At 37.6% G+C, this 22,528-nt stretch carries 18 protein-coding genes and 1 pseudogene; 8 read left to right on the top strand and 11 right to left on the bottom strand.

From position 1 onward, the window contains the following. Positions 1 to 349 precede the first annotated feature (349 nt). The 4 genes from MSBRM_RS09885 (at position 350) to MSBRM_RS09875 (ending at position 4,035) form a co-directional block, all read left to right on the top strand. Complete coding sequence (locus MSBRM_RS09885) at positions 350 to 1,441, top strand: hypothetical protein (RefSeq protein ID WP_048117339.1); 1,092 nt, start codon at positions 350 to 352, stop codon at positions 1,439 to 1,441. A 167-nt stretch (positions 1,442 to 1,608) separates the two neighbouring features. Continuing rightward, on the top strand, positions 1,609 to 1,767 hold the full coding sequence (locus MSBRM_RS22105) for a DEAD/DEAH box helicase family protein (protein ID WP_243684534.1): 159 nt from the start codon (positions 1,609 to 1,611) through the stop codon (positions 1,765 to 1,767). Positions 1,768 to 1,938: 171 nt separating this feature from the next. Further along, positions 1,939 to 2,235: a hypothetical protein gene (locus tag MSBRM_RS09880; protein ID WP_048117345.1), complete on the top strand. Its 297-nt coding sequence runs from the start codon at positions 1,939 to 1,941 to the stop codon at positions 2,233 to 2,235. A gap of 555 nt (positions 2,236 to 2,790) precedes the next feature. Continuing rightward, complete coding sequence (locus MSBRM_RS09875; RefSeq protein ID WP_048117348.1) at positions 2,791 to 4,035, top strand: acyltransferase family protein; 1,245 nt, start codon at positions 2,791 to 2,793, stop codon at positions 4,033 to 4,035. Between the two features lie 1,049 nt (positions 4,036 to 5,084). Here MSBRM_RS09875 and MSBRM_RS09870 read toward each other — a convergent pair. From MSBRM_RS09870 to MSBRM_RS09845, 5 genes are all read right to left on the bottom strand, one after another. Next, complete coding sequence (locus MSBRM_RS09870) at positions 5,085 to 5,513, bottom strand: PKD domain-containing protein (RefSeq protein ID WP_048117351.1); 429 nt, start codon at positions 5,511 to 5,513, stop codon at positions 5,085 to 5,087. 1,588 nt (positions 5,514 to 7,101) lie between these two features. After that, positions 7,102 to 8,160 carry a transglutaminase domain-containing protein gene (locus MSBRM_RS09860; RefSeq protein WP_052712810.1) on the bottom strand — a complete coding sequence of 353 codons (1,059 nt, stop codon included), beginning with the start codon at positions 8,158 to 8,160 and terminating at the stop codon, positions 7,102 to 7,104. A gap of 420 nt (positions 8,161 to 8,580) precedes the next feature. Then, positions 8,581 to 9,825: an ABC transporter permease gene (locus tag MSBRM_RS09855; protein WP_048117353.1), complete on the bottom strand. Its 1,245-nt coding sequence runs from the start codon at positions 9,823 to 9,825 to the stop codon at positions 8,581 to 8,583. Between the two features lie 129 nt (positions 9,826 to 9,954). Next, positions 9,955 to 11,355: a COG1361 S-layer family protein gene (locus MSBRM_RS09850; RefSeq protein ID WP_048117356.1), complete on the bottom strand. Its 1,401-nt coding sequence runs from the start codon at positions 11,353 to 11,355 to the stop codon at positions 9,955 to 9,957. 9 nt (positions 11,356 to 11,364) lie between these two features. Beyond that, entirely contained in the window at positions 11,365 to 12,324 is a 960-nt protein-coding gene (locus MSBRM_RS09845) for an ABC transporter ATP-binding protein (protein WP_069575372.1), read from the bottom strand. A gap of 1,483 nt (positions 12,325 to 13,807) precedes the next feature. Between MSBRM_RS09845 and MSBRM_RS18860 the strand changes: the two genes are divergently transcribed. Further along, the gene (locus tag MSBRM_RS18860) at positions 13,808 to 14,332 is read left to right on the top strand and encodes a DUF4405 domain-containing protein (RefSeq protein ID WP_052712808.1); all 525 of its coding nucleotides are present in this window, start codon (positions 13,808 to 13,810) and stop codon (positions 14,330 to 14,332) included. Between the two features lie 65 nt (positions 14,333 to 14,397). On the opposite strand, the gene MSBRM_RS21920 is transcribed toward MSBRM_RS18860, so the two are convergent. The 4 genes from MSBRM_RS21920 to MSBRM_RS21315 form a co-directional block, all read right to left on the bottom strand. Further along, on the bottom strand, positions 14,398 to 14,619 hold the full coding sequence (locus tag MSBRM_RS21920; protein ID WP_329957072.1) for a hypothetical protein: 222 nt from the start codon (positions 14,617 to 14,619) through the stop codon (positions 14,398 to 14,400). 66 nt (positions 14,620 to 14,685) lie between these two features. Then, entirely contained in the window at positions 14,686 to 15,189 is a 504-nt protein-coding gene (locus tag MSBRM_RS21915) for a DUF169 domain-containing protein (protein ID WP_329957071.1), read from the bottom strand. A 152-nt stretch (positions 15,190 to 15,341) separates the two neighbouring features. Then, complete coding sequence (locus MSBRM_RS21320; RefSeq protein ID WP_230629135.1) at positions 15,342 to 15,536, bottom strand: hypothetical protein; 195 nt, start codon at positions 15,534 to 15,536, stop codon at positions 15,342 to 15,344. A gap of 54 nt (positions 15,537 to 15,590) precedes the next feature. Next, positions 15,591 to 15,776: a hypothetical protein gene (locus MSBRM_RS21315; RefSeq protein ID WP_230629137.1), complete on the bottom strand. Its 186-nt coding sequence runs from the start codon at positions 15,774 to 15,776 to the stop codon at positions 15,591 to 15,593. A gap of 865 nt (positions 15,777 to 16,641) precedes the next feature. On the opposite strand from MSBRM_RS21315, the gene MSBRM_RS09825 reads away from it, so the two are divergent. The 3 genes and pseudogenes from MSBRM_RS09825 to MSBRM_RS19510 all read left to right on the top strand — a co-directional run bounded on the left by MSBRM_RS09825 (position 16,642) and on the right by MSBRM_RS19510 (position 20,922). Beyond that, entirely contained in the window at positions 16,642 to 18,096 is a 1,455-nt protein-coding gene (locus tag MSBRM_RS09825; RefSeq protein ID WP_048117358.1) for a phytoene desaturase family protein, read from the top strand. Between the two features lie 776 nt (positions 18,097 to 18,872). Then, positions 18,873 to 19,526: a methyltransferase cognate corrinoid protein gene (locus MSBRM_RS09820; protein ID WP_048117364.1), complete on the top strand. Its 654-nt coding sequence runs from the start codon at positions 18,873 to 18,875 to the stop codon at positions 19,524 to 19,526. Positions 19,527 to 19,545: 19 nt separating this feature from the next. Then, positions 19,546 to 20,922, top strand: a pseudogene (locus tag MSBRM_RS19510) (monomethylamine:corrinoid methyltransferase). A gap of 512 nt (positions 20,923 to 21,434) precedes the next feature. On the opposite strand, the gene MSBRM_RS09805 reads toward MSBRM_RS19510, so the two are convergent. Beyond that, on the bottom strand, positions 21,435 to 21,827 hold the full coding sequence (locus MSBRM_RS09805; RefSeq protein ID WP_048117372.1) for an RDD family protein: 393 nt from the start codon (positions 21,825 to 21,827) through the stop codon (positions 21,435 to 21,437). A gap of 242 nt (positions 21,828 to 22,069) precedes the next feature. After that, positions 22,070 to 22,411: a hypothetical protein gene (locus MSBRM_RS09800; RefSeq protein WP_048117374.1), complete on the bottom strand. Its 342-nt coding sequence runs from the start codon at positions 22,409 to 22,411 to the stop codon at positions 22,070 to 22,072. Between the last annotated feature and the right edge of the window lie 117 nt (positions 22,412 to 22,528).

The following is a 22,528-nucleotide window of genomic DNA, read 5'->3' as shown; positions in this document are numbered from 1 at the left end:
CTAGTGTCATAGCAATTTAATTATTGAGCATAATCTTTGATAACTTTTTATCAACAGAAAATGATTCAGGGATAACATGTGACCAACAATTAAATTTTCAAGACACTGGCTTTATTACAAAATCAGTGAAACTTTTCACAATCAGGAGAGTTAATCAATTTTACCATGGGAAAATGAGACACAAAGGTATGAATTATAGTATCAAACTGAGGAAATATTATTTTTGTAATAAAACCTAACAAATGGACCATTTTACTTCATAGCTGGTATGTGTATGTTTTTGTACTTCATTATGATGTCATCATTCAGATTATACAAATTATTTACGATAGATTGAACAGGAGTTAAAATGAAACTGCCACTAAAAATAACAGGTGTCTTCTTAATCTTCGCTCTGCTGATATCGTGTGTAGCAGCAACTGAAAACAAAGATCTCCCAACAAAAGAAGAAATAACTGATTTCATTGCTGGTATCCCAGTATCTGATAACTATATTATTACAGTATTTGATACCGTGAAAGATAAACAGCCGACATGGAACTGTGATACATGGGAAGATAAAAATGGTAATCAGATGCTCAGTTTGTATTATGTAAATCCAGACTCATCAAAAGGATATGGTAGCATATACTTCAATGAGTTAGGGGAAGAAATCTCCATGTGTAGAGTTGAAGCCAAACTGGTAAATCATTATGTAGGAGAAGCTGTTTCTGAAGAAAGCAAAGAGGATGTAAAAGGAACTGAGGACGAAGAGGCAAACGATCCGACAAAAGAACCTGAAAACATACAAACTGATGCGTTAAACAATTATGATACAACTATTGTAAATAATTATGATAATTCACAAACTAACACGCAAAAAACTACTATAAACAATTATTATAGTAAAGAACCTGAAAACACACAAGAAGAACCTGAAGAAACCTCAGTCGACCAGCCGGAAAAATCTTCTGCAAGTGTGGACCTTCATGGCGAAAAAACGTCAGTTCTTAAGGGAGAAGACATCCTGTTCAAGCTTTCGGCTGTGAATTTTATCACAAAGCCTACCATGCATGTCCAGGCGATTATTATTCCTCCGTCTGGGATGAGTGTCTCTTCTTCAGAGTTTGTTGAGTCCGGTGCGGGACAGTACACAACTACTTATGACATTGAACCCGGCAAGGGAAGGGATATTGAAGTGAGGATTGCAGCCAACCAGGTTGGGGATTTTGATGTTACAGGCAGGGTAATTTATTATTTTGGAAATAATAAAAATGATGGAGAAGATAAAATGCTTGATCTCCCTATTCATGTAGATGATTCAAACCCTGAACCATCCAACCCTGAACCATCCGCATCTAAAGATAAGTCCGTTACCATTTCTGTTCCTGATATACCTGGATTTGGAGCGGCAAGCCTCGTAATGATATTGGCAATGGTATTTCTTTTAAGAAGAAATTAAATAACAATAATTTATAGAGTGCACGTGAGTTATTAATCAGTTCTGAAAAACTCCTGTTTTTCCTTATCAGTTCTGAAAAACTCCTGTTTTTCCTTTTTGAGGAAAATGGAAATTTTTCTTTCTACAGGCCTGAAACTTTTGAGGGGTATCTTACTTAAAACAGGCCTTTGCAGGAAAAGCTACTGGATCTTCCCAAATTGAAGAAAAATGGTTTGCGTGATTGGCAGATAACTGCGATTTCAAATCTTGAGAAATCTTTTAAGGGCAACCGCCCAAAAGCTCTTATCCAGATGGCAACAGTTTCGGGAAAAACTATATTGCCATAACTTTCATTTACCGATTACGGAAGTTTGTGGATGTAAAAAGGTGCTGTTAAAAAGATATTAATAAAAACAAAAATATTATATACATGAAATAGAAACATATCAAAGCAACACTCAGTTTATGAAGTTGAAAAACGAATTCATATAACTTAATGTATTAACAGTGTGATCCCTATGCCCAGAAAATACACCAACAAGACAACCCATTTTATTCTCCACGATGACGGCACATTTGACGTCTATATGAATAAAAAGTTTAAAGAATGTGGACTATATGAGGAAACCTCTGATACTGTAAAATTGAACTACTTCAAACACTCGTCAATATTTCAAAAAGATATTGGATGTTTAATTTCTGAGAATTACAGAATCTGGATAGAGGACAGAATAATTAATGTTCCCGGAGGCATCCTGGACAATGGGGTGTTCATAGCTAACTGTGATGACGGAAGTACCATCCTGAAAGATTGAAGTTTATGGTATTTAGAAAAAATAGACAAAGATTGTTTGGATTCAAGGGAATCCCTTTTCGGAATTTTTCATTTAACTTCTATATTTTTTTATTATATCTTCTAAATTTTCATTTTATTTTCATTCAATTTTCGGAATATTAAATTCAATGGAAAAACATTTTCTATAAAACTGATTCCTATAAAACTGATTTCCACGACTATCCTCTTTGCTCTGTATATTCTAGACTCTTTTTACGTTAGAAAACATAAGCAAAAAAGGGGATTTTTCTAATTCATAAGCCTTGATCTGGAATTCAGTGCTAAACATCAATACTTACTTTACATTCCCTCAGACTCGAAAGCTAAACTCATTAGGACAGGAACTGGAACAAATGGAAAGACTTATTTTATCTGCAGCTCTCGTTATTCAGGAAAGATCTACCAAAAAATAATTACAGGTGTTACGCAATTAAGCTGGAGTTGAACCTCATTTATTAAATCCGGCCATTAAATGCGATTTTGTTATGGAAATTTTTAGATTCTGTTTAAGTAAAATTCTCTTTGAGCAATAAGTATGACCGAGAAGATATACTATCTTGATGGGCTGCGTGGCGTAGCTGCGATTAATGTGATGATAATGCATTTCTTCATTATATTAGTCCCGGCGATGATTTATAGTGATCGTATGCCTTCACATATGGGAAATATTGAACAGATTTTCTCGAGTACACCCCTGGGATTAATTGGTGCCGGGAATTTTTCGGTCTGCATTTTCTTTGTTCTCAGTGGCTATGTATTAACCCAAAAATACTTTAAAAACAGGGACAAAAAAATAATTATAAGCGGCGCAATGCGCCGATATATCCGGTTGTTTGTTCCGGTGTTGGTAGTAACAATATTATCGTTTTTACTGGCATCAACTGGGGTATTCCATTACTATATTGAAACCGTAATGGTTTCTGGAAATAATAATTACGACAACTACTGGACTTTTACTCCAGACATTGTCGATGCGGTTAAGCAAGCGTTGTGGGGATCATTTTTTACAGGAGACGATACATATAATCCGGTTTTATGGACAATGACAACAGAATTTTATGGGTCTATGCTTGTTTTCGCAATGGCCTTACTGTTCGGAGTGAAACGGAACCGTTGGACATTCTACCTTGCTGCATCAGTGCTTTTCTTCAATTCTTACTATTTTGCCTTTATTATAGGTATGGGATTTGCTGACATGTTCAACAGTAAAACCTCGATATTTAAAACCGATATATTTAAAACCGATAACAAAATAATATTATCTGTTATACTGTTTTCAGGATTATTTCTCGGGTCGTATCCTATAGGCACTGTAACAAACGATTCATTATACGCTTTTCTCAATAACGGTCTCTTTGAGATCCCAAAGTTGACATATCATATCCTGGGCGCCGGCATGATTCTGTATGTCTTATTGAACAGCCAATGGATGCAAAAAGTATTTTCCTCTCCAGTGCCAGTGTTTCTCGGAAAAATATCCTATTCGCTGTACCTGATACATTTCCTGATAATAAGCAGTTTTACCTGCGCACTGTTCCTCGCACTGCACCAGATATTGCCATACTGGATAGCTGTTTTTATTTCGTGTTTTTTGTCTGTATTATTAATAATACCCTTGAGCTATTTGTTTTACAAGTACGTCGACATGACGGGCATAGAACTCTCAAAGGCCTTTTATAACAGGGTGGTTGATCCTTTCATATCCAGCATCTCGAGGAACACAAAACAAAAACAGATCTCAAGCACGATTTTCGGAATATACAATAAATTATTTAAATAATTTTTAAGTTTTTTAACTAATTTTTAAGTTTTTTAACTAATCTTTAAGTTTTTTAACTAATTTTTAAGTTTTTTAACTAATTTTTAAATTTTTTAAATAATTTTTAAGTTTTTTAAATAATTTTTAAGTTTTTTAAATAATGCTTTTATGCCTTCAATTTTTCAATCAAAGACTTAAACTTTGTAATCGGTTTCTCGTAAAGCTTCTCTTCTTCCGTATTGCTATTTGAATCAAATATAGAGTTAATCCCTAAAATCAAAACTGCGTCTATGAAGTCGTATTCTGAATATTTAATCGAGCTTCAGATTATGAGCTGATCTAAGAACTCAAATTTCTTCTCTAAAATTTGTATTCCAAATTATAAATTGAGTTTTTGATCATGAAAAGTAGTTCTGAAAACTTACTGGCTTGAGGGCAAAATTGGTTTGAGGCAGGGTCATCATGTGATTTGTGATCATTTGCTTGGAATAATCAGCCTGAAAATAGGTGGGTTTGTAAACTAATATTTTTTAATATAATATAATAAAAACACAATAAATATATATACAAATACTATATTAATAAAATAATATACGTCGTGAAACATATTTTAGGAAGCATTTCAGGTCCTATGTAGTCTTTGGGTGGTAGATTTCTAAAAAAATTGGTGTGCAAAGTTAGAGACTAAAAATTACGTATTTTTTGAGGATATTTATAGGGGGCAATTATTACATAGACAATATGAATACCCTACTTATTTCGACAAAGAGAGTAAATGCAAAAACAGTAAGAAAGCAGGTAATAAAAATAATATAGCAGTGGCTGATTGTGATTTTAAGCAAAAATATAGCAAAAAATTTTATTACTGAGCTCATCCCAAAACCAGTTTTATCTTTACATTAATAAATTTTTAAAGTTGTTTTTGTGATTTATTTTTCATGATCTGAAACTTTACTGATAATTCAGAATACAGGATTCAGATAATTAATTTTGAGTTTTGGCATAAGCTCAATATAAAAACACTGCTTATAAAAGCTGGAAAAGGTAAGTAAATGTTAACTTTTCCAAGTTTATCTAATAACAATATTTTTATGAACCCACAGTTTTCCATTATACCCCTTGCATTTTATAGTCAGACAACTAATATAAAAACCAGTTCTTGAATACTTGTGAACCGGATATTTTAGTGATGAAGTAATTTTTGTTCCTTGTTTATGGGTTCCATCTCCAAAGTCCCATCTGATGTATGTCTCTTTACCTTTTGATAAATCCTTAAATCGTACTATTCTTGGATCAGTACGCGAAGCGGCTACCGCCGTATAATCAATACGATTATGTCCGCCGGTTAGACGTTGCGTTGCCGGAGGAGTTCCTGCACCTAGAGGAGTCTTGGTTACAATACATTTTGCACAGACTCCTTGAGACAATAAAGCTAGTACCATTAATACGGTAAAAACAGATATTGTTATTTTCAGTATAGACTTACTATTATTTTTCATATAATCCTCCTGTTTTTTTTTAGTTTTATTCGGGAGTACACGTAGTAAAAAATTACAGGAGAAATTATCTTATAAACATACTTATTTTCAAAAAATTAAATAAAAAACGTGATGGAAGTTTAAAGCTTGATAAAACTTTATCTTATTATCTAAAAGATGATAACACTATAAATTCATTTAACACTATTTTCAATTCTTACAAACTAAAAAAAAAAGAATATAATACTACAAATCCATTCAACACTGTACTCAATTATTACAAACTTAATAATAAGGACCATGAGAAAGTCATATAATACTGGATCTTAAGACAGCTCTTTATTTCCAGTAAGAGCCGACGAAGTCTCCACAATTTAGTAGAAATGAGCTATTTCAGGTTATAGTTATGACTCATTACATAGTACTGATAGCCATGCTTCTCAACATATCTCCTAGTTGCCTCATTAGTTCTCCTAACCTGTACTGTATACACATATTCCAGTATACTCAAATGGGGTTTTAAAAGAGGATTAATAAGTCAAAAAGAATTTTATTATGTCCTGAAATAATTTCGCAGATTTAAATTGTATCGAAATTTAAAAAAATAATATAACAGCAAGTAAAGTATAAGCTAAACATTGAGTAATTTTAATTCTTTATAGTAAAGGAGCACGATCATGTAAAATAAAAAAATTCGAAGTTTGTTTTATCTCAAAATTATTTTACGTTAATTATGTTGGTTGCAATCCCTTATGTGAAACTTAACGGTAAAAAGATCCGTTGGATCAAAATGAACAAAAGCAAAAAAGTTTCAAAGCGAAATAATTTCAGGACAAAACACAACGAATTGATAGCGATAATAATAATAAAATAGACTTTTCTTGCTTGTCAAATTAAATCCAAATAAAGATTAAGTTTATTAAAAATCATACTACTTTTTAACTGTATAAAACCATAACTTCACGGAAGACCAGAAGGTTTTCATTTCCCATAAATTTAACTCCAACTTCTAGGACGCCGGAAATGAGTTTCACAAACTTTGAAGATCCCGCCGAATTTGCTAAAATCCGGACCGGAACCGGATTTATATTTTAAAGGAAACAAGAGGGGTCCAATTTTAGCCGAAGAATTCGATAGGAACAGCGCCGAGCACCTTCAGGAAGAAATAGCCCAAATAGGGTTGATAATAAATAATTTTTTAAAAAGTCTAAAGATAAACTGTGTGAAGAAAGTCAGGCATACCAGGGTTTGTTTGTTTCAGAAGCCGAGGTTGACTTTATTACTATGGGAGCGCAGATGGTCACGAATATCCTGATCTTTACAGGCTGTCCCATAATTATTTTCGGTAATAAAGGAATTCCTTCTTTTTTGATTTAAGGGTCTTATTTGTTTTTTTTAGCACTTTTTATTACTGTCAATAATTATCGGGCAGTCTGCTTAGGGTGGGATGGCTGCCCGCAATTTGATATTTTGAAGTTGACGGCTTCCATCCCCACCTGCCACCTTCCGGTTCTCACCAGGAGTTGTCAAGGAAGGTGACTTCCCGCCTTAGAGTTAAAATACTTGATAATTCTACGAAGGTCGGAAATACCTTATCCGACAGGAGTGTTCAGTCCGGATAACCTCCTAGCTGCTCGTTTCTGAACATTTGAGCATCTCCATTCTGTTTTCCGGAATAACTTTCCGGTTGTTCGGCCCAGAACACTGGAACATCTCCGTTCTGCTTTCCTACTTCCATAAAGTACTTGTTATTGTAATAATACCAGACTCTTACAGCCGGATATGTACTTTCCAGGTACTCATCATAATCGATGTCTGATACATCGGCAGATACTATAGAGCAGTTGTCATCATCGTAGTAGGGTCCTTCAGTTGGGTCAAGTGGGAACCATTCCCCGTTTTCATAAACTTCTACCCAGGCGTGCCCACCACTGGTATTTCCAAAATCTACTTTCCCTATAGCCACACGCACGGTACTTTCATTATATTCTCCCGAAGCAATCAGCAGGGATGCAAGAGTGTTTGCCTGTTCCTCACAATCACTGACAGGCTCTCCATAATCCGGATTGCTGGAATATGCAGGGGTTTCATCAAGAAACTCTGTTGGAGTAAGCCATTTTTCATCTACACCGTTCAGGGTCTCATCGGATACCCAGGTCCACGATAAAGCGGCTTGATATATCTCGTACTTATCGTCAAGACCATTTTCTTCAAGATAAGAGGTTACAGCATCTGCGTATGGGGTAACACAGGATTGATAGTAGGAAGTGTTTTGCTGCGTTATGTATTGTTCGTCCAGAAAACTCCTGGACCTCATGTCAGGAGATGTCCCTTTTGAAGAGTCTTCTCTGGAGACAGTCGGAGGTAACTGTTGAGGTCTCCCGTTATTATAAGTGGGCTGGAAATTTTGTGGCATATTTCTGTTTCTTTCTCCAGGAGACAGAGTAAATCTCGAATTCGAGTTTTGAAACTCATGTACTCTACTTTCAACAGTACTTACGAAACTGCAGTACTGAACCTCAAGATTCTGAGGTTCAACAAATACCCAATCAAGAGTATTCCTGTATTCTGGACTGCTTCCGATTTCTACGTTCCTAGCGCTCGCACCAGTACAAAGAAATATAGCCAGTATAAGGGCAGCTGTCAAAATTAGATTAATTTTTCTCATTCAATCATCTACCAGTATGTTTTGCAATTTCTTTCATATTCTCACACTGATTTTTTCTGTTCATGGTTCAACATGTCAAAAGTCCAGCTCTGAAACTCAGGTTCTGAAGCCTTCTAATAATATTCACAAATTTTTTCATAGTGTAAAGCCTATTTTTTCCGCAAATTTTCTATATAGATTAAGAAGTTCTGAATGGAAGCAGGAGACGAAAAATAAAGAAGTCTTCAAAGTTTTATCAAAGTTAAACCTTGACTCTTTAACTTTTCTGGAGTCATTTCAAAGAAAGTCATTGAGTCCAGCAACTCATTCAAACTTTTGCTTACCAGTACTGCAATATCTGATAATCTACACCTTCTGTTTTCTTCTTAGTTTCAAATTAAGCAGGAAATTAAGAATGGGTTGAGCCGTTTTCTTTTCCGTTTATTCGTATCTCAGTGCATCTACTGGTTTTAACTTTGAAGCCCTGTATGCAGGGATGATTCCTGAGATCACCCCTATTAAAACTGCCAGGAGAAGCCCGAAAGCCATCAGGTCAGGGGCAAAATAAACTTCGAAAGTGTCTGACCCTCTTCCTCTCATCATTTGCAGACCTAGCACAGGGAAGAGAGTTGAAACACAAGCTCCAAGAATATCTCCAAGGATACCACCAACAAGACCAACCATTGCGGAATTAAAGAGGAAAATCATGAGGATATCCCTGTTTTTTGACCCAATGGCTTTCATGGTCCCGATCTCTTTTGTCTTTTCCAGGACGGAGGTGAACATCGTGTTTGCAATCCCGACGGCTCCTACAAGCAGGGATACGGCTGCAATAGCTCCAAGAAACAGGGTCATTGAACTCGTCATTTCGGTAACAGACTCAGCCATAGATTTAGAAGCTGTCACGGAAAAGTCTCTGTCATCTACCTGAATAATGTGTCTTGAAACCATGAGTTTGTCCACGATATCTTCCATCAGTTCATCAACCAGATCTTCACTCCTGGCTTTCACCGTGATGCTATCATAAACACCTTCTTCTGCGTCATCAAGCAGGTTTACTGCCCCATCGAGCGGCATGTAAATGCTTCGGTCTCCACGTCCACCTTCTTCTTCCAGGATACCAACAACTCGCACGGCTTTACCGTTTACAGTTATTACCTGGTTGACCCCTATTTCCTGGTCATAAACTCCACTTGCAACCACGCTTCCTATAACAGCAACATATTTATCAGCCGGTTCAAGCAATCTTCCAGATTGTGTTTTCAAGGTAGTCATATACCTCCAGACCTGGGGGTCCACACCTGTAATTGAGAGAGTTGCATTTTGCGCTGCGTAAATCACTGATTCACTACCCGATATCTGGCCAGCTATGTACTGTATTCCATCCAGACCCTGGAGAGCTTCAATGTCATCATCTGTCAATTCAGCATCTGTTGATGAACCCCTCATCCCAGGAGGGCCAGGCATGTTGGATGACGCTTTGATATATCCTGGACTTATGGTTATTTTCGTCAGATCCATTTCGGCAAGCCTGCTCTGCACCTGTTCCTGCATAGCATCTCCAAGGGAGAGGATGCCAACAACAGATCCGATCCCTATAACTATTCCAATAATGGTCAGCCAACTTCGGAGTTTGCTATGCACAAGCATGTTCAGGCCCATTTTCAGGTACGTTGAGTTTCTCATCTCGCATCCTTCCGTTCGCTGCTGGGATTTTCGCTCAAGCCTTTTTTAAAAAGGATTGCGGGAGCAGTTTTTTGAAAAGGTTTGTGCTTCTCATCTTGCACCCCCCCATTTTCTATGGAGATTTTCTTTTCAATCTCGAATTGTCCCTGAACCTGTTCCTGAGTCGTGCTTCTGGTCTTCAGACTTTTTATTTCCGGATTCTTTCTCGCGTTCGACCTGTTTTTTTCTGCGGTAAATGAATAACCCTGCTACTGCAACCACTATTAAAACAATATAAGTCAGATATGAACTGAATCTACTGCTGTTACTTGCCGATCCTGATCTTCCTCGCCCCTGTGCATTCACACTTCCGGCAGTTGTTTCGAGTTCTACTTCCTTATTAACAGTTACTCTTTCTCCTTTTGCATCCGTATATTCGATCTGGACTTCCAGGGGATTGGAACCCATGGAAGTTACATTTTTATCTTTCTCGCTTGCTCTTGCAACCCCTGGTGTTCCTCCACTTTCAGCCACTCCAGGACTCTGTGTGCTCACAATATTGAAAGATGCAATTGTATAGTCCCCTTTCTCAAGGTTTCCAACAATCGTTGAAGAGCTTCCTGATACCCTGTAACCGTCCTGATCAGGGACCGAAACTTTCACGGAATAAGCCATGTTGTTGCCCACATTTGCAACTGAAAGAGAAACCTCTCCTTGGTCACTTTCTGAAAAAGAAACATCAAAATCAGTTTTCCCACCAACGAAAAGCCCTGCTGTGGTAGCAATGCTTTTCTCATTCGATTCATAATCTTCAAATTTGAGGTTTACATCCAGAGTGTAGAGTCCAGGATCTGCATTTACATCTGCCATTACCGAGTAAGATACGGTTACGGAGTCACCTGCAGCCAGATACTTGATGTACTTTGTATTATCCGAATATACCGGCAGAATTACCCCTTTTGGGTCTTTCCAGGAAACTACCATATTTTTCAGAGGTGAGTTTCCGGTATTTGTTATTATGAATTCCAGAGGTTCTTTCTGTGCCAGGTCAATGCTTGCTTTGTTTATGGTAACAATCTGCGCGTACTCTTTACCCTTTACCTCGAGCTGGATGGTTTTTGTTGTGGCAATCGTGTTTAATGAGGATCCGCTTTCTTTAGCAGTGGTGGTTATATCGATATCATATGTGCCTTCCGATGCATTTGCATCTGTCATAAGCTTGAACTTGAGGACTGCTGCATCATCATCATCCTGCCGTGCAGTCAGGTAGGAGACCTTTTTTGTTAGTTCTTCTCCGGAAACCTTACTGAAAGGATATTCAGGGTTAACTGTGACAGCGATGTCTTTCAGGTTAGCGTTTCCTACATTTTGCACGTTGACTGTGAGTTCAACAGGTTCTCCAGGACGGGCAGCATCAGGGTTCTGTTTAGCTAGGTTTACTTCCAAAGATGCGGATTTTATGTTCCCATTAGAGGCAAGTGCCGTCCCAGCTCCAAGGTATATGAATACTGAAAACATCAGTATTATTTTTAGCAAAGAGAACTTTTTCATTTTAATTCCTCAATTTAGATTTGCTTCATTTTTCGTACCTCTTTCATTTTTCATACTTTGTTCGTTTTTAGGATGTGTTTCGATTTTTTCAATTTCACCGTCTCGGATGTACACAATTCTTGTTGCATATTTTACAAGTTCAAGGTCATGTGTTACAATAATTATTGTCTTACCTTCACTTTTCTGCAGTCCGTCCAGGAAATCCAGGATATAATCCCCTGTTTTACTGTCCAGGTTTCCTGTAGGTTCATCTGCCAGGATTATAGGTGGGTTTACAGCCAGGGAGCGAGCTATTGCAACTCTTTGCCTCTGTCCGCCTGAAAGCTGGGACGGAAGGTTCTTTTTCTTGTTTGAGAGTCCGACAATGTCAAGCAGATATGAGACTTTTTGTCGGGCTATTTGTCGATTTTCTTCTTGGAATTCCATAGGTAAAAGCACGTTTTCTTCCGTATTCAGGGTTGGAAGAAGGTTAAAGCTCTGGAATATGAAGCCAATCATTTTTCCTCGGACGACGGTGAGTTCGGATTCACTTAGTTCTGAGATGTCTTTTGAATTCAGGCAAACAGTACCTTTTGATGGCATGTCCAGGCAGCCCAGCAAATTCATAAGCGTGCTTTTTCCACTTCCACTGGGGCCCAGGATTACAAGGAACTCTCCTTCATAAATCTCAAGATTTATTCCTTTAAGGGCCGCAAACTCAACTTCCCCCATCTGATAAATTTTCCAGACATCGGTCAGTTTGATAAGTGGAACCTCTACATTCTTGGAGGCATTCCCTGAATCAGGACTTTTAGCAAAATTACGGGCTGGACTGCCGTAAGGGATGTTTTTCGCGATCTCTCCTGGATCATCTATTTCGGAATCATTGTCCGATTCACTGGAGAAACCCGCTGCTTTTTCAAGCGATTTTAAAATATATGAGGCATTTAATTTCGTTTTTAATGTCTCTATAATCTTGGTAAGCGTCATACATACCCTCTAAACCATGTCCATGCTTCAGAGTTGTCGGATTAATTTTGATCCTGTTTGTGTTCTGCTTGAAACATCGAATCTAATAACACACTATGATATTTATTACACTGTTCTTTGGTTTTTCTGTTATTTAACTCTCCTTCTCGAATTACAGGATTAGTAATAGGTTAATAGCAATCCGTGTTTTTGAGGCACCTGCAGGATGCACAGTGCCTCATGTATGAAGTAGGGATTGATAGCTGGTCTGTTTTTGAGGCACCTGCAAGATGCACAGTGCCTCATTTTCTGGAGTGTAGGTTTGACTGCTTTCTTCTATTACTTCTCAATGGGAAAACTTTTGTGTTGATTTAATGGCCACTAAGAGTGGCGAGGTATCATGTTTCTATTTGCTTCATTCCCATAAGTCATACAGGATTAAAGGCATCTGTCAGATGCAGATGCCTTACCTGTCAGTTTTTAGGAGAAGGCAGTCATTTCCTTCATTGGCATTTAATAATAAAAGCATACTTAACAAAAACAAGAAGTATACGGAATTAATTTATCAATGAAGCTTTTCTATGAGTTATTTATTAAATTTAATCTTTAATCACACATTTAAGGAAAAATTAAATCTCAGTAAAGCATTATTTGCTAGAAGATATTCTCAAAAGAATTTTTAGCTTTTCCATATAAGCCATTTCCTTCGACAAAACCAGAGGTTTGAGTGTTGTTTCCCAGTACTTTGACCCAGTTTTGGGATTTTACCTGACACTGAGATGTAAGAATTTTTCAGGACTTATAAGATTTTCTAGACTTATGGCCGAGCCAACAGAATATGCTTATAAGTTGAAAGAGTTAATCCAAATTTATTTACAAAAGTTTAATCTATGAAGACATAACGAAAGTAACCACTATGAAATCCAGGAGTTTTCGCATATAACTTCATTATCTATTTATTGTCAAGGTTTTCTCATAAAATCTCATCTTTTCTCAGATCAATTATACCAGGTTGTTTAAATAATGGAAACTCTGGCTTTCTGGCAAGGTTGGTAAATATGGAGTTCTTTTTCTGGGAGCATTTTAGCCGCTTCAAATTTTTTTTGCTTGATCCTATATATCTGGTTTTTTGCAGACCTGGTTCATATTACTTAAGCAATTAACAAATAAAGGTTAAAATAGCTTAGATTAATGTATATATTTAATAGTTAAGCTTTATTTAAATATATATCTATTATTTAGCTTTTAAATTAAAGGTAAATCTATATTTACCTCCTTTTTTGCAAGTATCTTTATTTCTTTTTCCGTCAATTAAGGGGTATGTACAACAGTTACTGTAGCAGTTACTGTAGCAGTTACTGTAGCAGTTACCGTAGGACAGCAGAACTGCTATGATAAACGGTTCATATGAAGCAAAAACCAATCAAGTGAAAATCAATCAAATAAACTTAAATTGAATATCTTAAAAAAAATATAGCTGTAAATATTAGAACGGAGGGAATAAGTGAGAAAAATAAATCTCAACTATCTTGTAGACCTGGCATTTTTCGTTCAATTTGCCCTGGTCGGTTATTCAGGTCTTATAATGTATTTCAATCACCATGCTGCAGGTCCGATCTTAAGATTGATTCATGATAAGGTTGGAATCCTGATGCTTCTCTTCTTTGTTGTTCATATTGCATTGCACTGGAGATGGATAGTACTCACCACAAAGAATTTTTTCAGAAAAGAAAAACAAACCAAAAAGATGGGAAAAGTAAAACTCAACTATCTTGTGGATTTGGCATTATTCATTCAATTTGCTTTAGTGGGTTATTCAGGTCTTATAATGTATTTCAACCACCATGCAGCAGGTCAAATCCTGAGGTTGATCCATGACAAAGTTGGAATCCTGATGCTGTTTTTCTTTGTTGCCCACATTGCACTTCATTGGAGATGGATAGTGTTCACCACAAAAAATTTGTTTGGAAGGCAGAGAAAAATTAAAGAGGGTGAAGTTATTGAGGCAAACTACATGCCTGTGGACTAAAGTCGGTAAAAATCCGAGAGTCGAAAAGAATTTGAAGGTAAGGAAATCCATTTCCCTATATACCATCACTTCTCTGTAATCTTTGTATATGGTTTTATAGCTATACGATTCTTAGGATATGCGATATTACTCCGCTTGCAGATAAAGGATTCCTCAAGGTCGGCTCCCATTTGCTGCGCCAGCTTCGAAGGAATACCCATTATCATTAATTCGGGAGACAGCCAAGGGTTTCCTGTAGGATCAACAGGCCCAACATAAGCCGAATCTTTCGGGGCATTTTCTGCCATGCCTGCCGGGAAAGCGATCATTGTAGCGCAAATAGGCCCTCCGGGTATCACGGTTTTAAAATAGGGCTAAGAGCTGCTGAACTGTGCCAACCCGCAGAGGTTCCTGATCTGCTCGCTGCCTGCAAAGACAATAAAAGACCTGACAGTTTCAGGTGCCAGGTTGTAAGTACACGGAGCAATGACCGTATATTTGCCATGTGGAAGGATTTTTCCTGCTCGTTCTCTCTGTTCATCGAATAACTCAGGGGTTGCCTTTAAATGCTCGGCAGCGCCTCCATGGAAGTCTGGGGTGCCCACAGTTACGAAGTACTTAAGTTTTGGATGCGGTTCGGCAAGTCCCATCCAAGCCATCCCACCGGCGCAACACTGTTCGTGTCTTGCCTCAATATATATTGGGGGCGTCTCTTCAAAGAGAGCTGAAGTGTAAATCGCCTTTGCTACACAACGAGCTACTTTATATGATGGGATTGCACCCTCAGAAATTTCATCCGTACCGTAAACACATAATGGACGTAATTTCAACCTGCCAGCTTCGGTAAGCTTTTTTCCCAGTTCTTCAAGGCCTAACATAATGAACCCTCCATTAAACTAACTGACAGTTTCTCCGAATTTCTCCGAATAATTACTCTTTCAACCATCCTTTTTCCATCCAGTAAGCGCAGTTATGCGTCCAATGTTCTTTATTGGCAAGAATTACATACTTAAACCATTTTCTCCAGGCTTCATGTCTGGCCTCCGCACTGGATTATAAAATTATCCATAATTCTAGGTACAAAGTCGAGCTCATCGCTGTCTGCAGTCGTCAGCGAAAGGCCGTATTTTCCATCAAATAGTTGTTCATGAATAACAAGCGGGCTTCTATCAAACATTATCTTGAGCTGAGCTGTTACATTTGTTATATAGTTCGGGCTACTCAAAAATATGTCGTCAGCATCCAGGAGTTTTTTTCAATACAATCTCATAGTCATCTTTTATTGTGCACACCCCAGTTTCATGACAGGAATTGCATGCAGTGTAGTATTTGATCTTCGTTTTGGCAATATCAACTGACCAACTTCTGCTCCTTCTTCGGAGGCTCCATCCAGAGTGGTGTTCAGTAGTTTTAAAGTATTTCTGTGTTTACCTCTTGGGCTTGACTGTATCCCGACGATCTTCATAAGTTTCTCCTCGGTTTATTTCTATAAAATTACAATACTGTATTCAGTAAAAACTTTACTACTTTTTATAGTTCTTAAAGAGCGAGAATCGAGGCAAATAACTACAACACAAAGTTTTTCTATTTTTTGAATCTAATTTTTAGTATTTTGGAATTTACTTTATGATATTGTATATTAAGTAAATAATAGTCCAATATGGTTTTATATAGAAAAGTTCTAATATCTGTACAACATATTAACTATATATAAAAAATGGGGGTGATGGTAGTGGCACAATCAAATAAACTTGTAAAATATCTAGTCCTCGGTGTTTTCGTTGGAATGTTACTGGTTTATCTTAAGTTTAAGAAAGTAAACATTGAAAAATAAGTCCCAAAGGGACTTTATCTATACCTTTTTTATACCGAAAAACTTTATTTGTCTTAAAAAATTTTAATGCATAACAACTAATACACTGAAAAATAAATAAGCAAGATGTTTAGCTTTGCAAAAGCTACCTGAATAGTTTCAAGTAACGTTCTAGCCATAGCAAGTAGTGTGCTAGGAAAACAAACTACGTTTTTATATAAGCTACGTTTTTGGTGGTTTTCACCATACCAACTGTTAACTATAAATACTATTTTTTTCTCTATGGTACCCTACAAATATAAGCCATGACTCAAATATAAGTAGATCATAAATTATATAATATGGTTAATACATCCTATACTTAAAATAATTTTTATAGTTATAACATATTTTGTTTAACATATTTTATTTAATCCTTCCACTAATATGGAATTCCGTTGTGAGTTGAGAAAAATAAGGTGCATAACTGCATTTAACTATAACTTAATTCACTGGAAAAATTGAGGTAGTTAAGGGTATGAAAAGATACGATGTAATTGTTGTTGGGGCAGGCATAAGTGGGCTTCTTGCAGCGCTTACGCTTTCAAAGCATGGAAAAAAAGTCCTTGTTCTTGAAAAAAGACGAAATCTAGGCGGGAACTGCAACAGCTACATGGTAGATGGCTATCAGGTAGATACAGGAGCACACGCAATTACCCATCTGATTGAAGGACCTCTAAAGAGATTAATGGATAACTATTTTGATTTTCTACCTGTGTTTGAAGACTATGGGCACTACTATATTCGGACTGAAAATGCTTTTGTCAAAGTTCCTTCCAATCTGAAAGATTTCGTGACTTTTGATGTGCTTCCAAGAAAGGACAGGTTATTGCTTTCCCAGATCCTTACAAAAGCCTTTACCCTTTCTTCATTCGGAATAGACCTTTCCAACCAGTCAGTATACGATTTTCTACCAAAAAATCTTTCAAAGGACACCTACGATTTTGTGGATACTATATCAGCTTTTCTCTCTGGCAGGTCAATGAAGGAAACCTCTGCCCAGCGTGTTCTGTCGGGAAGCAGTTTTGTAAGGGACAGCATCACCCAGGAACAGTTTGATGCAATGATCGGAAGACTGGAACCAAAAAAATCTCAATCTACAGAGTCGATCCTTGCCTCAATTCTTCCATATCACCTCCACGCTTCCCTTCAGGCCAGGATGACAAAGGTCACCCAGCCCTTTACTTCCCTTGAAAGGCTTGCAACAAATAATATAAATTATTCTCAGGGCTATCCCAGAAAGGGGTTAAAAGCTCTGCTAGATGCCATTCTTTACTCTCTTCCGGAAACCGTTGAAATCAAAAATGAATGTGAAGTTAAATCCATCCTTGTACAGGACGGAAAGGTTTCAGGCGTGGAAGCCGATGAAATCTATAGCTCTGACCTTGTTATCTACACAGGTTTTGCAACCGAGCTTCCCAGGCTTATAAAAGATCTCCCTGAGGAATATAAGGCAAATCTTGGAGGTATAGTTCACAGTAAAAGCCTGACCATCTGGCTTGGACTGGAAAAAGAGTTTCCCAATTTTAATTATACAGGCTCAGAGATCTGGTTCAAGGACTTCGCCTACTGGGCAACTCCTATAAGTAACTATGACCCCTCGCTTGCTCCAAAGGATAAACAGCTTATTGGATTTTCCTTTGTAATAGATGAAAATAAAAGCGAAGAACACGAGATAAAAAAGGCCTACGATACGATCTTCCGTGCCCATCCAAACATTGAAAAATATATTGATATGCGGCACGAACAGATAATGGTTCCGGAAAAAGCCGCGGTTACGATTGACGGGAAATTCGCAGATATTCGAACTCCTGTTCGAAACCTCTATGTGGCGGGCACGGATACTGACAAGCGCAGCATGGGAATTACCCGGGCTGCATATTCGATTATTGAGCTCCTGAAGATTCTTAATGAGGATGGGAATCTTCATTAAAGTATCTGCTTTATGTTATAGTCGGAAAAACAATATCTGCTTAATATTTGAGAACAGGTCAATGATTTATAAGGACAAATCAATGATTTATAAGGACAGATCAATGATTTATAAGGACAAATCAATGATTTATAAGGACAGATCAATGATTTATAAGGACAAATCAATGATTTATAAGGACAGATCAATGATTTATTAAAATTTTTATAAATTGGAAAAAAGTTAGCGATATTTCAGATTTGAGAAGAATATCAAACTTATAAAGTAATATTATACTTTAGATTCAATCCAACAGGCATAATTTCCTCTATTTCTTTTTTAAAGTCTGGAAATTTGTTTTAATTCATTTAAAAAGTTCTTTTCTTGTGAAACAATCTTAGCCTGACCCTGGATGAAAGAATTCTGAGGTGAAAGTGTGAAAGCAGGCTGATAGCTATCATTTTTGATTTTTTGCTGAATACTGCACCGTTAATATTTCTCTTTTTTCAGGTTACGGTGGGATTAATCAAAAACTTTTTATTTATGTAACATTTTTTCGTTTTTCATTCTCTTTTTTATTTTTATAGTGAGATATTCTGGCTTGATTTCAAAGAAATTCAATCAAAATATATTTATATTATATATTGTTGCCCACATAATATTTAACACAAAATATATATAAACATCAGTCCGAAGAATAAGATTTATATATTAAAAAGAGGTAATGAGATTCCGATATCCGATAAGTGGGAAACTAATTCCTGATCGGCCAAACGTGAAAAAGAAGTGATAATGGGATGACAAATACTGAAATCTTTGATAAGTTACGCGACGCAATAGTAAATCAAGACGTTGCAGGTACTCCAGAGCTATGCAAGGAGGCTCTGGCTTTAGGAATTCCGGCACTTGACATTATTACAAAGGGTCTTTCCGTTGGAATGAAAATTGTCGGTGACAAATTCGAAGCTGCCGAGATTTTTTTGCCTCAAATTATGATGTCTGGAAAAGCAATGAGCAATGCAATGGAAGTCCTTACCCCTGAACTTGAAAAGAACAAGAAAGAGGGAGACGAAGCAGGACTTGCCATCACCTTTGTTGCAGAAGGGGATATTCACGACATTGGACACAGGCTTGTTACCACTATGCTCGGAGCAAATGGGTTCCAAATCTTTGACCTGGGAGTTGATGTGCTTAATGAAACCGTTGTCGAAGAGGCTGCAAAGCACAAGGGAGAAAAAGTCCTCTTAGTAGGTTCTGCCCTTATGACCACCTCCATGCTCGGCCAGAAAGACCTCATGGACAGGCTCAAAGAAGAAAAACTCAGGGACAGTGTAAAGTGCATGTTTGGAGGAGCTCCTGTATCTGATAAATGGATCGAAGAAATCGGAGCTGATGCAACTGCAGAAAATGCTGCTGAGGCTGCAAAAGTTGCACTTGAGGTAATGAAATAATCCTGGGAGGCAAAAGACAATGACATTTAGAAAGTCTTTTGATTGCTATGATTTCTACGACAGAGCAAAAGTAGGAGAAAAGTGTACTCTGGACGACTGGGACCTCATGAAGATCCCAATGAAGGCAATGGAACTCAAGCAGAAGTACGGGCTTGACTTCAAGGGAGAGTTTATCCCGACAGACAAGGACATGATGGAAAAACTCTTCAAAGCCGGATTTGAGATGCTGCTTGAGTGCGGGATATACTGTACCGATACCCACAGAATCGTAAAGTACACTGAAGACGAAATATGGGATGCAATTAACAACGTGCAGAAAGAATTTGTACTCGGTACAGGCAGGGATGCCGTCAATGTAAGAAAGAGAAGTGTTGGTGACAAGGCAAAACCAATCGTACAGGGTGGGCCTACCGGTTCTCCAATTTCCGAAGATGTGTTTATGCCTGTTCACATGAGCTATGCCCTGGAAAAGGAAGTAGACACGATTGTTAACGGTGTAATGACTACAGTACGCGGAAAAGCGCCTATTCCAAAAAGTCCTTATGAAGTTCTTGCTGCAAAGACCGAAACAAGGCTAATTAAGAATGCTTGCGCCATGGCGGGTAGGCCTGGCATGGGTGTCTAGGGCCCAGAGACTTCCCTGTCCGCTCAGGGAAATATTTCCGCTGACTGCGCCGGCGGAATGACCTGCACGGACAGCCACGAGGTCTCGCAACTCTGTGAACTCAAGATTGATCTCGATGCAATCTCAGTTATTGCTCACTACACTGCAAACAGTGATATCATTATGGACGAACAGATGCCGATCTTTGGAGGGTATGCAGGCGGAATTGAAGAAACAACAATTGTAGATGTTGCAACCCACATTAACGCTGTTCTCATGAGCAGTGCAAGCTGGCACCTTGACGGCCCTGTACACATCCGCTGGGGTTCAACCAACACCAGAGAGACACTGATGATTGCAGGATGGGCATGTGCAACAATTTCCGAATTTACGGACATACTGTCAGGTAACCAGTACTACCCATGTGCAGGACCATGCACTGAGATGTGCCTGCTAGAAGCTTCAGCCCAATCAATTACCGACACAGCTTCAGGCAGAGAAATTCTCTCAGGAGTAGCATCAGCAAAGGGTGTCGTGACCGACAAGACAACAGGTATGGAAGCCAGAATGATGGGAGAAGTAGCAAGGGCAACCGCAGGTGTGGAAATCTCAGAAGTAAATGTGATACTCGACAAGCTTGTAGCACTCTATGAGAAGAATTACGCAAGCGCACCAGCAGGAAAGACCTTCCAGGAATGTTACGATGTAAAGACCGTAACACCAACTGACGAGTACATGCAGGTCTACGACGGAGCAAGGAAGAAGCTCGAAGACCTGGGACTTGTATTCTAAAATAAAAATAAACATCGTTTGTTAAAATCGAAATTGCTTCTCAAAATAGAAGTCAGTTAAGAAAGTCAGTTAAGAAAGTCAGTTAAGAAAGTCAGTTAAGAAAGTCAGTTGAGAAGTCGCTTAATTCTCCGACTGACTCTGGACTTTAAGTCCAGACTTTCTGACTTTTTGGGTACTTTACACATGCTTTTTCTATACTTTCACGGTCATATTCTACTTCACCTTTGAAACAAGGGACAAAGCCTTTACGACTCGGCAACATTGGTTGGGAGGATGACTCAGGAAGCCACTAAGTCTTTAGCTTAGAGTAGTTCACATGCTTATTCATCATATGTTTTTGCCCTGAAATTGAATTATCAAATAGCCTGTTTAGATCGGGGTGGTCGCACGCAATTTGCTTTTTCTAAATATCACAAAAAACAATCCTAAAAATTTAATGATTTGATAAGAAAATTGGTTTTGGGATGAGTTTATTCATAATTTATGTGCTGATTTAGAGGAACCGATTCAGCTTAGTCCTCTTGAATAAACACTACGGTCTTTGCAACGATATCGTGAAAGGCCTGCTTTTTTGAAGTAAAAAGGATCAGTAGAAAACCTGTAAAAAAGGGAATTACAGCGAAAATTTTCAGAATAAAGCGCTTTGTTGCCTGCGTAAAGGAAATTCTGTTTCCGTTGAGGTCGGTAACAATAATGTTCACAGCTTGCTTGCCCACAGTTGACCTAAGGGTCGAACTCTCCTGAAAGACAAAATAAGCCCACATTGTTAGAAAAAACAGAATATAGAAAAGGGGGTCATCCAGGGTTTCTGTGATTAGCTCTAAAAACATAAAAAGGAAAATAATTACGAAAATGTCGATTATTGAGGCTATAAGCCTCCTAGAAATTCCAGAGTATGGTTGCATCCAAATCTTTCTCATTTAATTTATACAGATGCAGTGCTGAATAATAAAGTTAACTCTATTAATAAAATATAAAAATAGAAAAATGTTGAAAGCATTAGATGTGAAACCCAAACCGATTCAAAGAACATTCATTGAAAAGCAGAGCCGATAATAAAAGAGAAGGTTAAGAAGGTATTACATCTCATAGGAAAGATTCTTACCTTCTCACCTGTTACTCTGTCACTTTTATTACTTTACCGTAATTATTTTTTCTTTGAGATAGGGATTTCGATCTTATCCACCAGTTTCTTTACATCGGTCTTGGTATCTGAGGCAAGCTTTTTTGCACTATCACCGGTCGTATCCACCAGTTTTTCAACCTTTGCGGTGATGTTCTTTACCTCATCCTTTACATCAATTGATTTTATTTCTCCCGAGATTGATTTTATTTCAGCATTTATATTCTTTGCAAGTTTCGAGGCTTCGTCCCCTGTTTTCTTTGCAAGAGTATCAATGTCGCTCCCAAGCTTTCCAACTTTCTCCTGTATTCTACTCTTTTTTCCAGTTTCGGTTTCTTTACTTTCGCTTTCCATTGGTTGTGCCATATAAACCCCTATTTATTTTTGATAAAGATAATTAATTTCTCTCAGAAAGAGAGCCTGTTTTTGTAGACATTTACTTATGGGTTTCCGAAATTATAAGAGTATCTTTAGAAGTAAAAA

Origin of the sequence: Methanosarcina barkeri MS (genome assembly GCF_000970025.1) — an archaeon.
Classification (GTDB): Archaea; Halobacteriota; Methanosarcinia; order Methanosarcinales; family Methanosarcinaceae; genus Methanosarcina; species Methanosarcina barkeri.
The sequence above is the reverse complement of the archived record's forward strand: the minus strand, read 5'-3'. Positions and strand labels throughout refer to the sequence as shown.

Bases quoted from the DNA above. Each gene is read 5' to 3' on its own strand.
- MSBRM_RS09885 (WP_048117339.1), top strand. From the start codon at position 350: ATGAAACTGCCACTAAAAATAACAGGTGTCTTCTTAATCTTCGCTCTG.
- MSBRM_RS09880 (WP_048117345.1), top strand. From the start codon at position 1,939: ATGCCCAGAAAATACACCAACAAGACAACCCATTTTATTCTCCACGAT.
- MSBRM_RS09875 (WP_048117348.1), top strand. From the start codon at position 2,791: ATGACCGAGAAGATATACTATCTTGATGGGCTGCGTGGCGTAGCTGCG.
- MSBRM_RS09870 (WP_048117351.1), bottom strand. From the start codon at position 5,513: ATGAAAAATAATAGTAAGTCTATACTGAAAATAACAATATCTGTTTTT.
- MSBRM_RS09860 (WP_052712810.1), bottom strand. From the start codon at position 8,160: ATGAGAAAAATTAATCTAATTTTGACAGCTGCCCTTATACTGGCTATA.
- MSBRM_RS09855 (WP_048117353.1), bottom strand. From the start codon at position 9,825: ATGAGAAACTCAACGTACCTGAAAATGGGCCTGAACATGCTTGTGCAT.
- MSBRM_RS09850 (WP_048117356.1), bottom strand. From the start codon at position 11,355: ATGAAAAAGTTCTCTTTGCTAAAAATAATACTGATGTTTTCAGTATTC.
- MSBRM_RS09845 (WP_069575372.1), bottom strand. From the start codon at position 12,324: ATGACGCTTACCAAGATTATAGAGACATTAAAAACGAAATTAAATGCC.
- MSBRM_RS21920 (WP_329957072.1), bottom strand. From the start codon at position 14,619: ATGGCAGAAAATGCCCCGAAAGATTCGGCTTATGTTGGGCCTGTTGAT.
- MSBRM_RS21915 (WP_329957071.1), bottom strand. From the start codon at position 15,189: ATGTTAGGCCTTGAAGAACTGGGAAAAAAGCTTACCGAAGCTGGCAGG.
- MSBRM_RS21315 (WP_230629137.1), bottom strand. From the start codon at position 15,776: ATGAAGATCGTCGGGATACAGTCAAGCCCAAGAGGTAAACACAGAAAT.
- MSBRM_RS09825 (WP_048117358.1), top strand. From the start codon at position 16,642: ATGAAAAGATACGATGTAATTGTTGTTGGGGCAGGCATAAGTGGGCTT.
- MSBRM_RS09820 (WP_048117364.1), top strand. From the start codon at position 18,873: ATGACAAATACTGAAATCTTTGATAAGTTACGCGACGCAATAGTAAAT.
- MSBRM_RS09805 (WP_048117372.1), bottom strand. From the start codon at position 21,827: ATGCAACCATACTCTGGAATTTCTAGGAGGCTTATAGCCTCAATAATC.
- MSBRM_RS09800 (WP_048117374.1), bottom strand. From the start codon at position 22,411: ATGGCACAACCAATGGAAAGCGAAAGTAAAGAAACCGAAACTGGAAAA.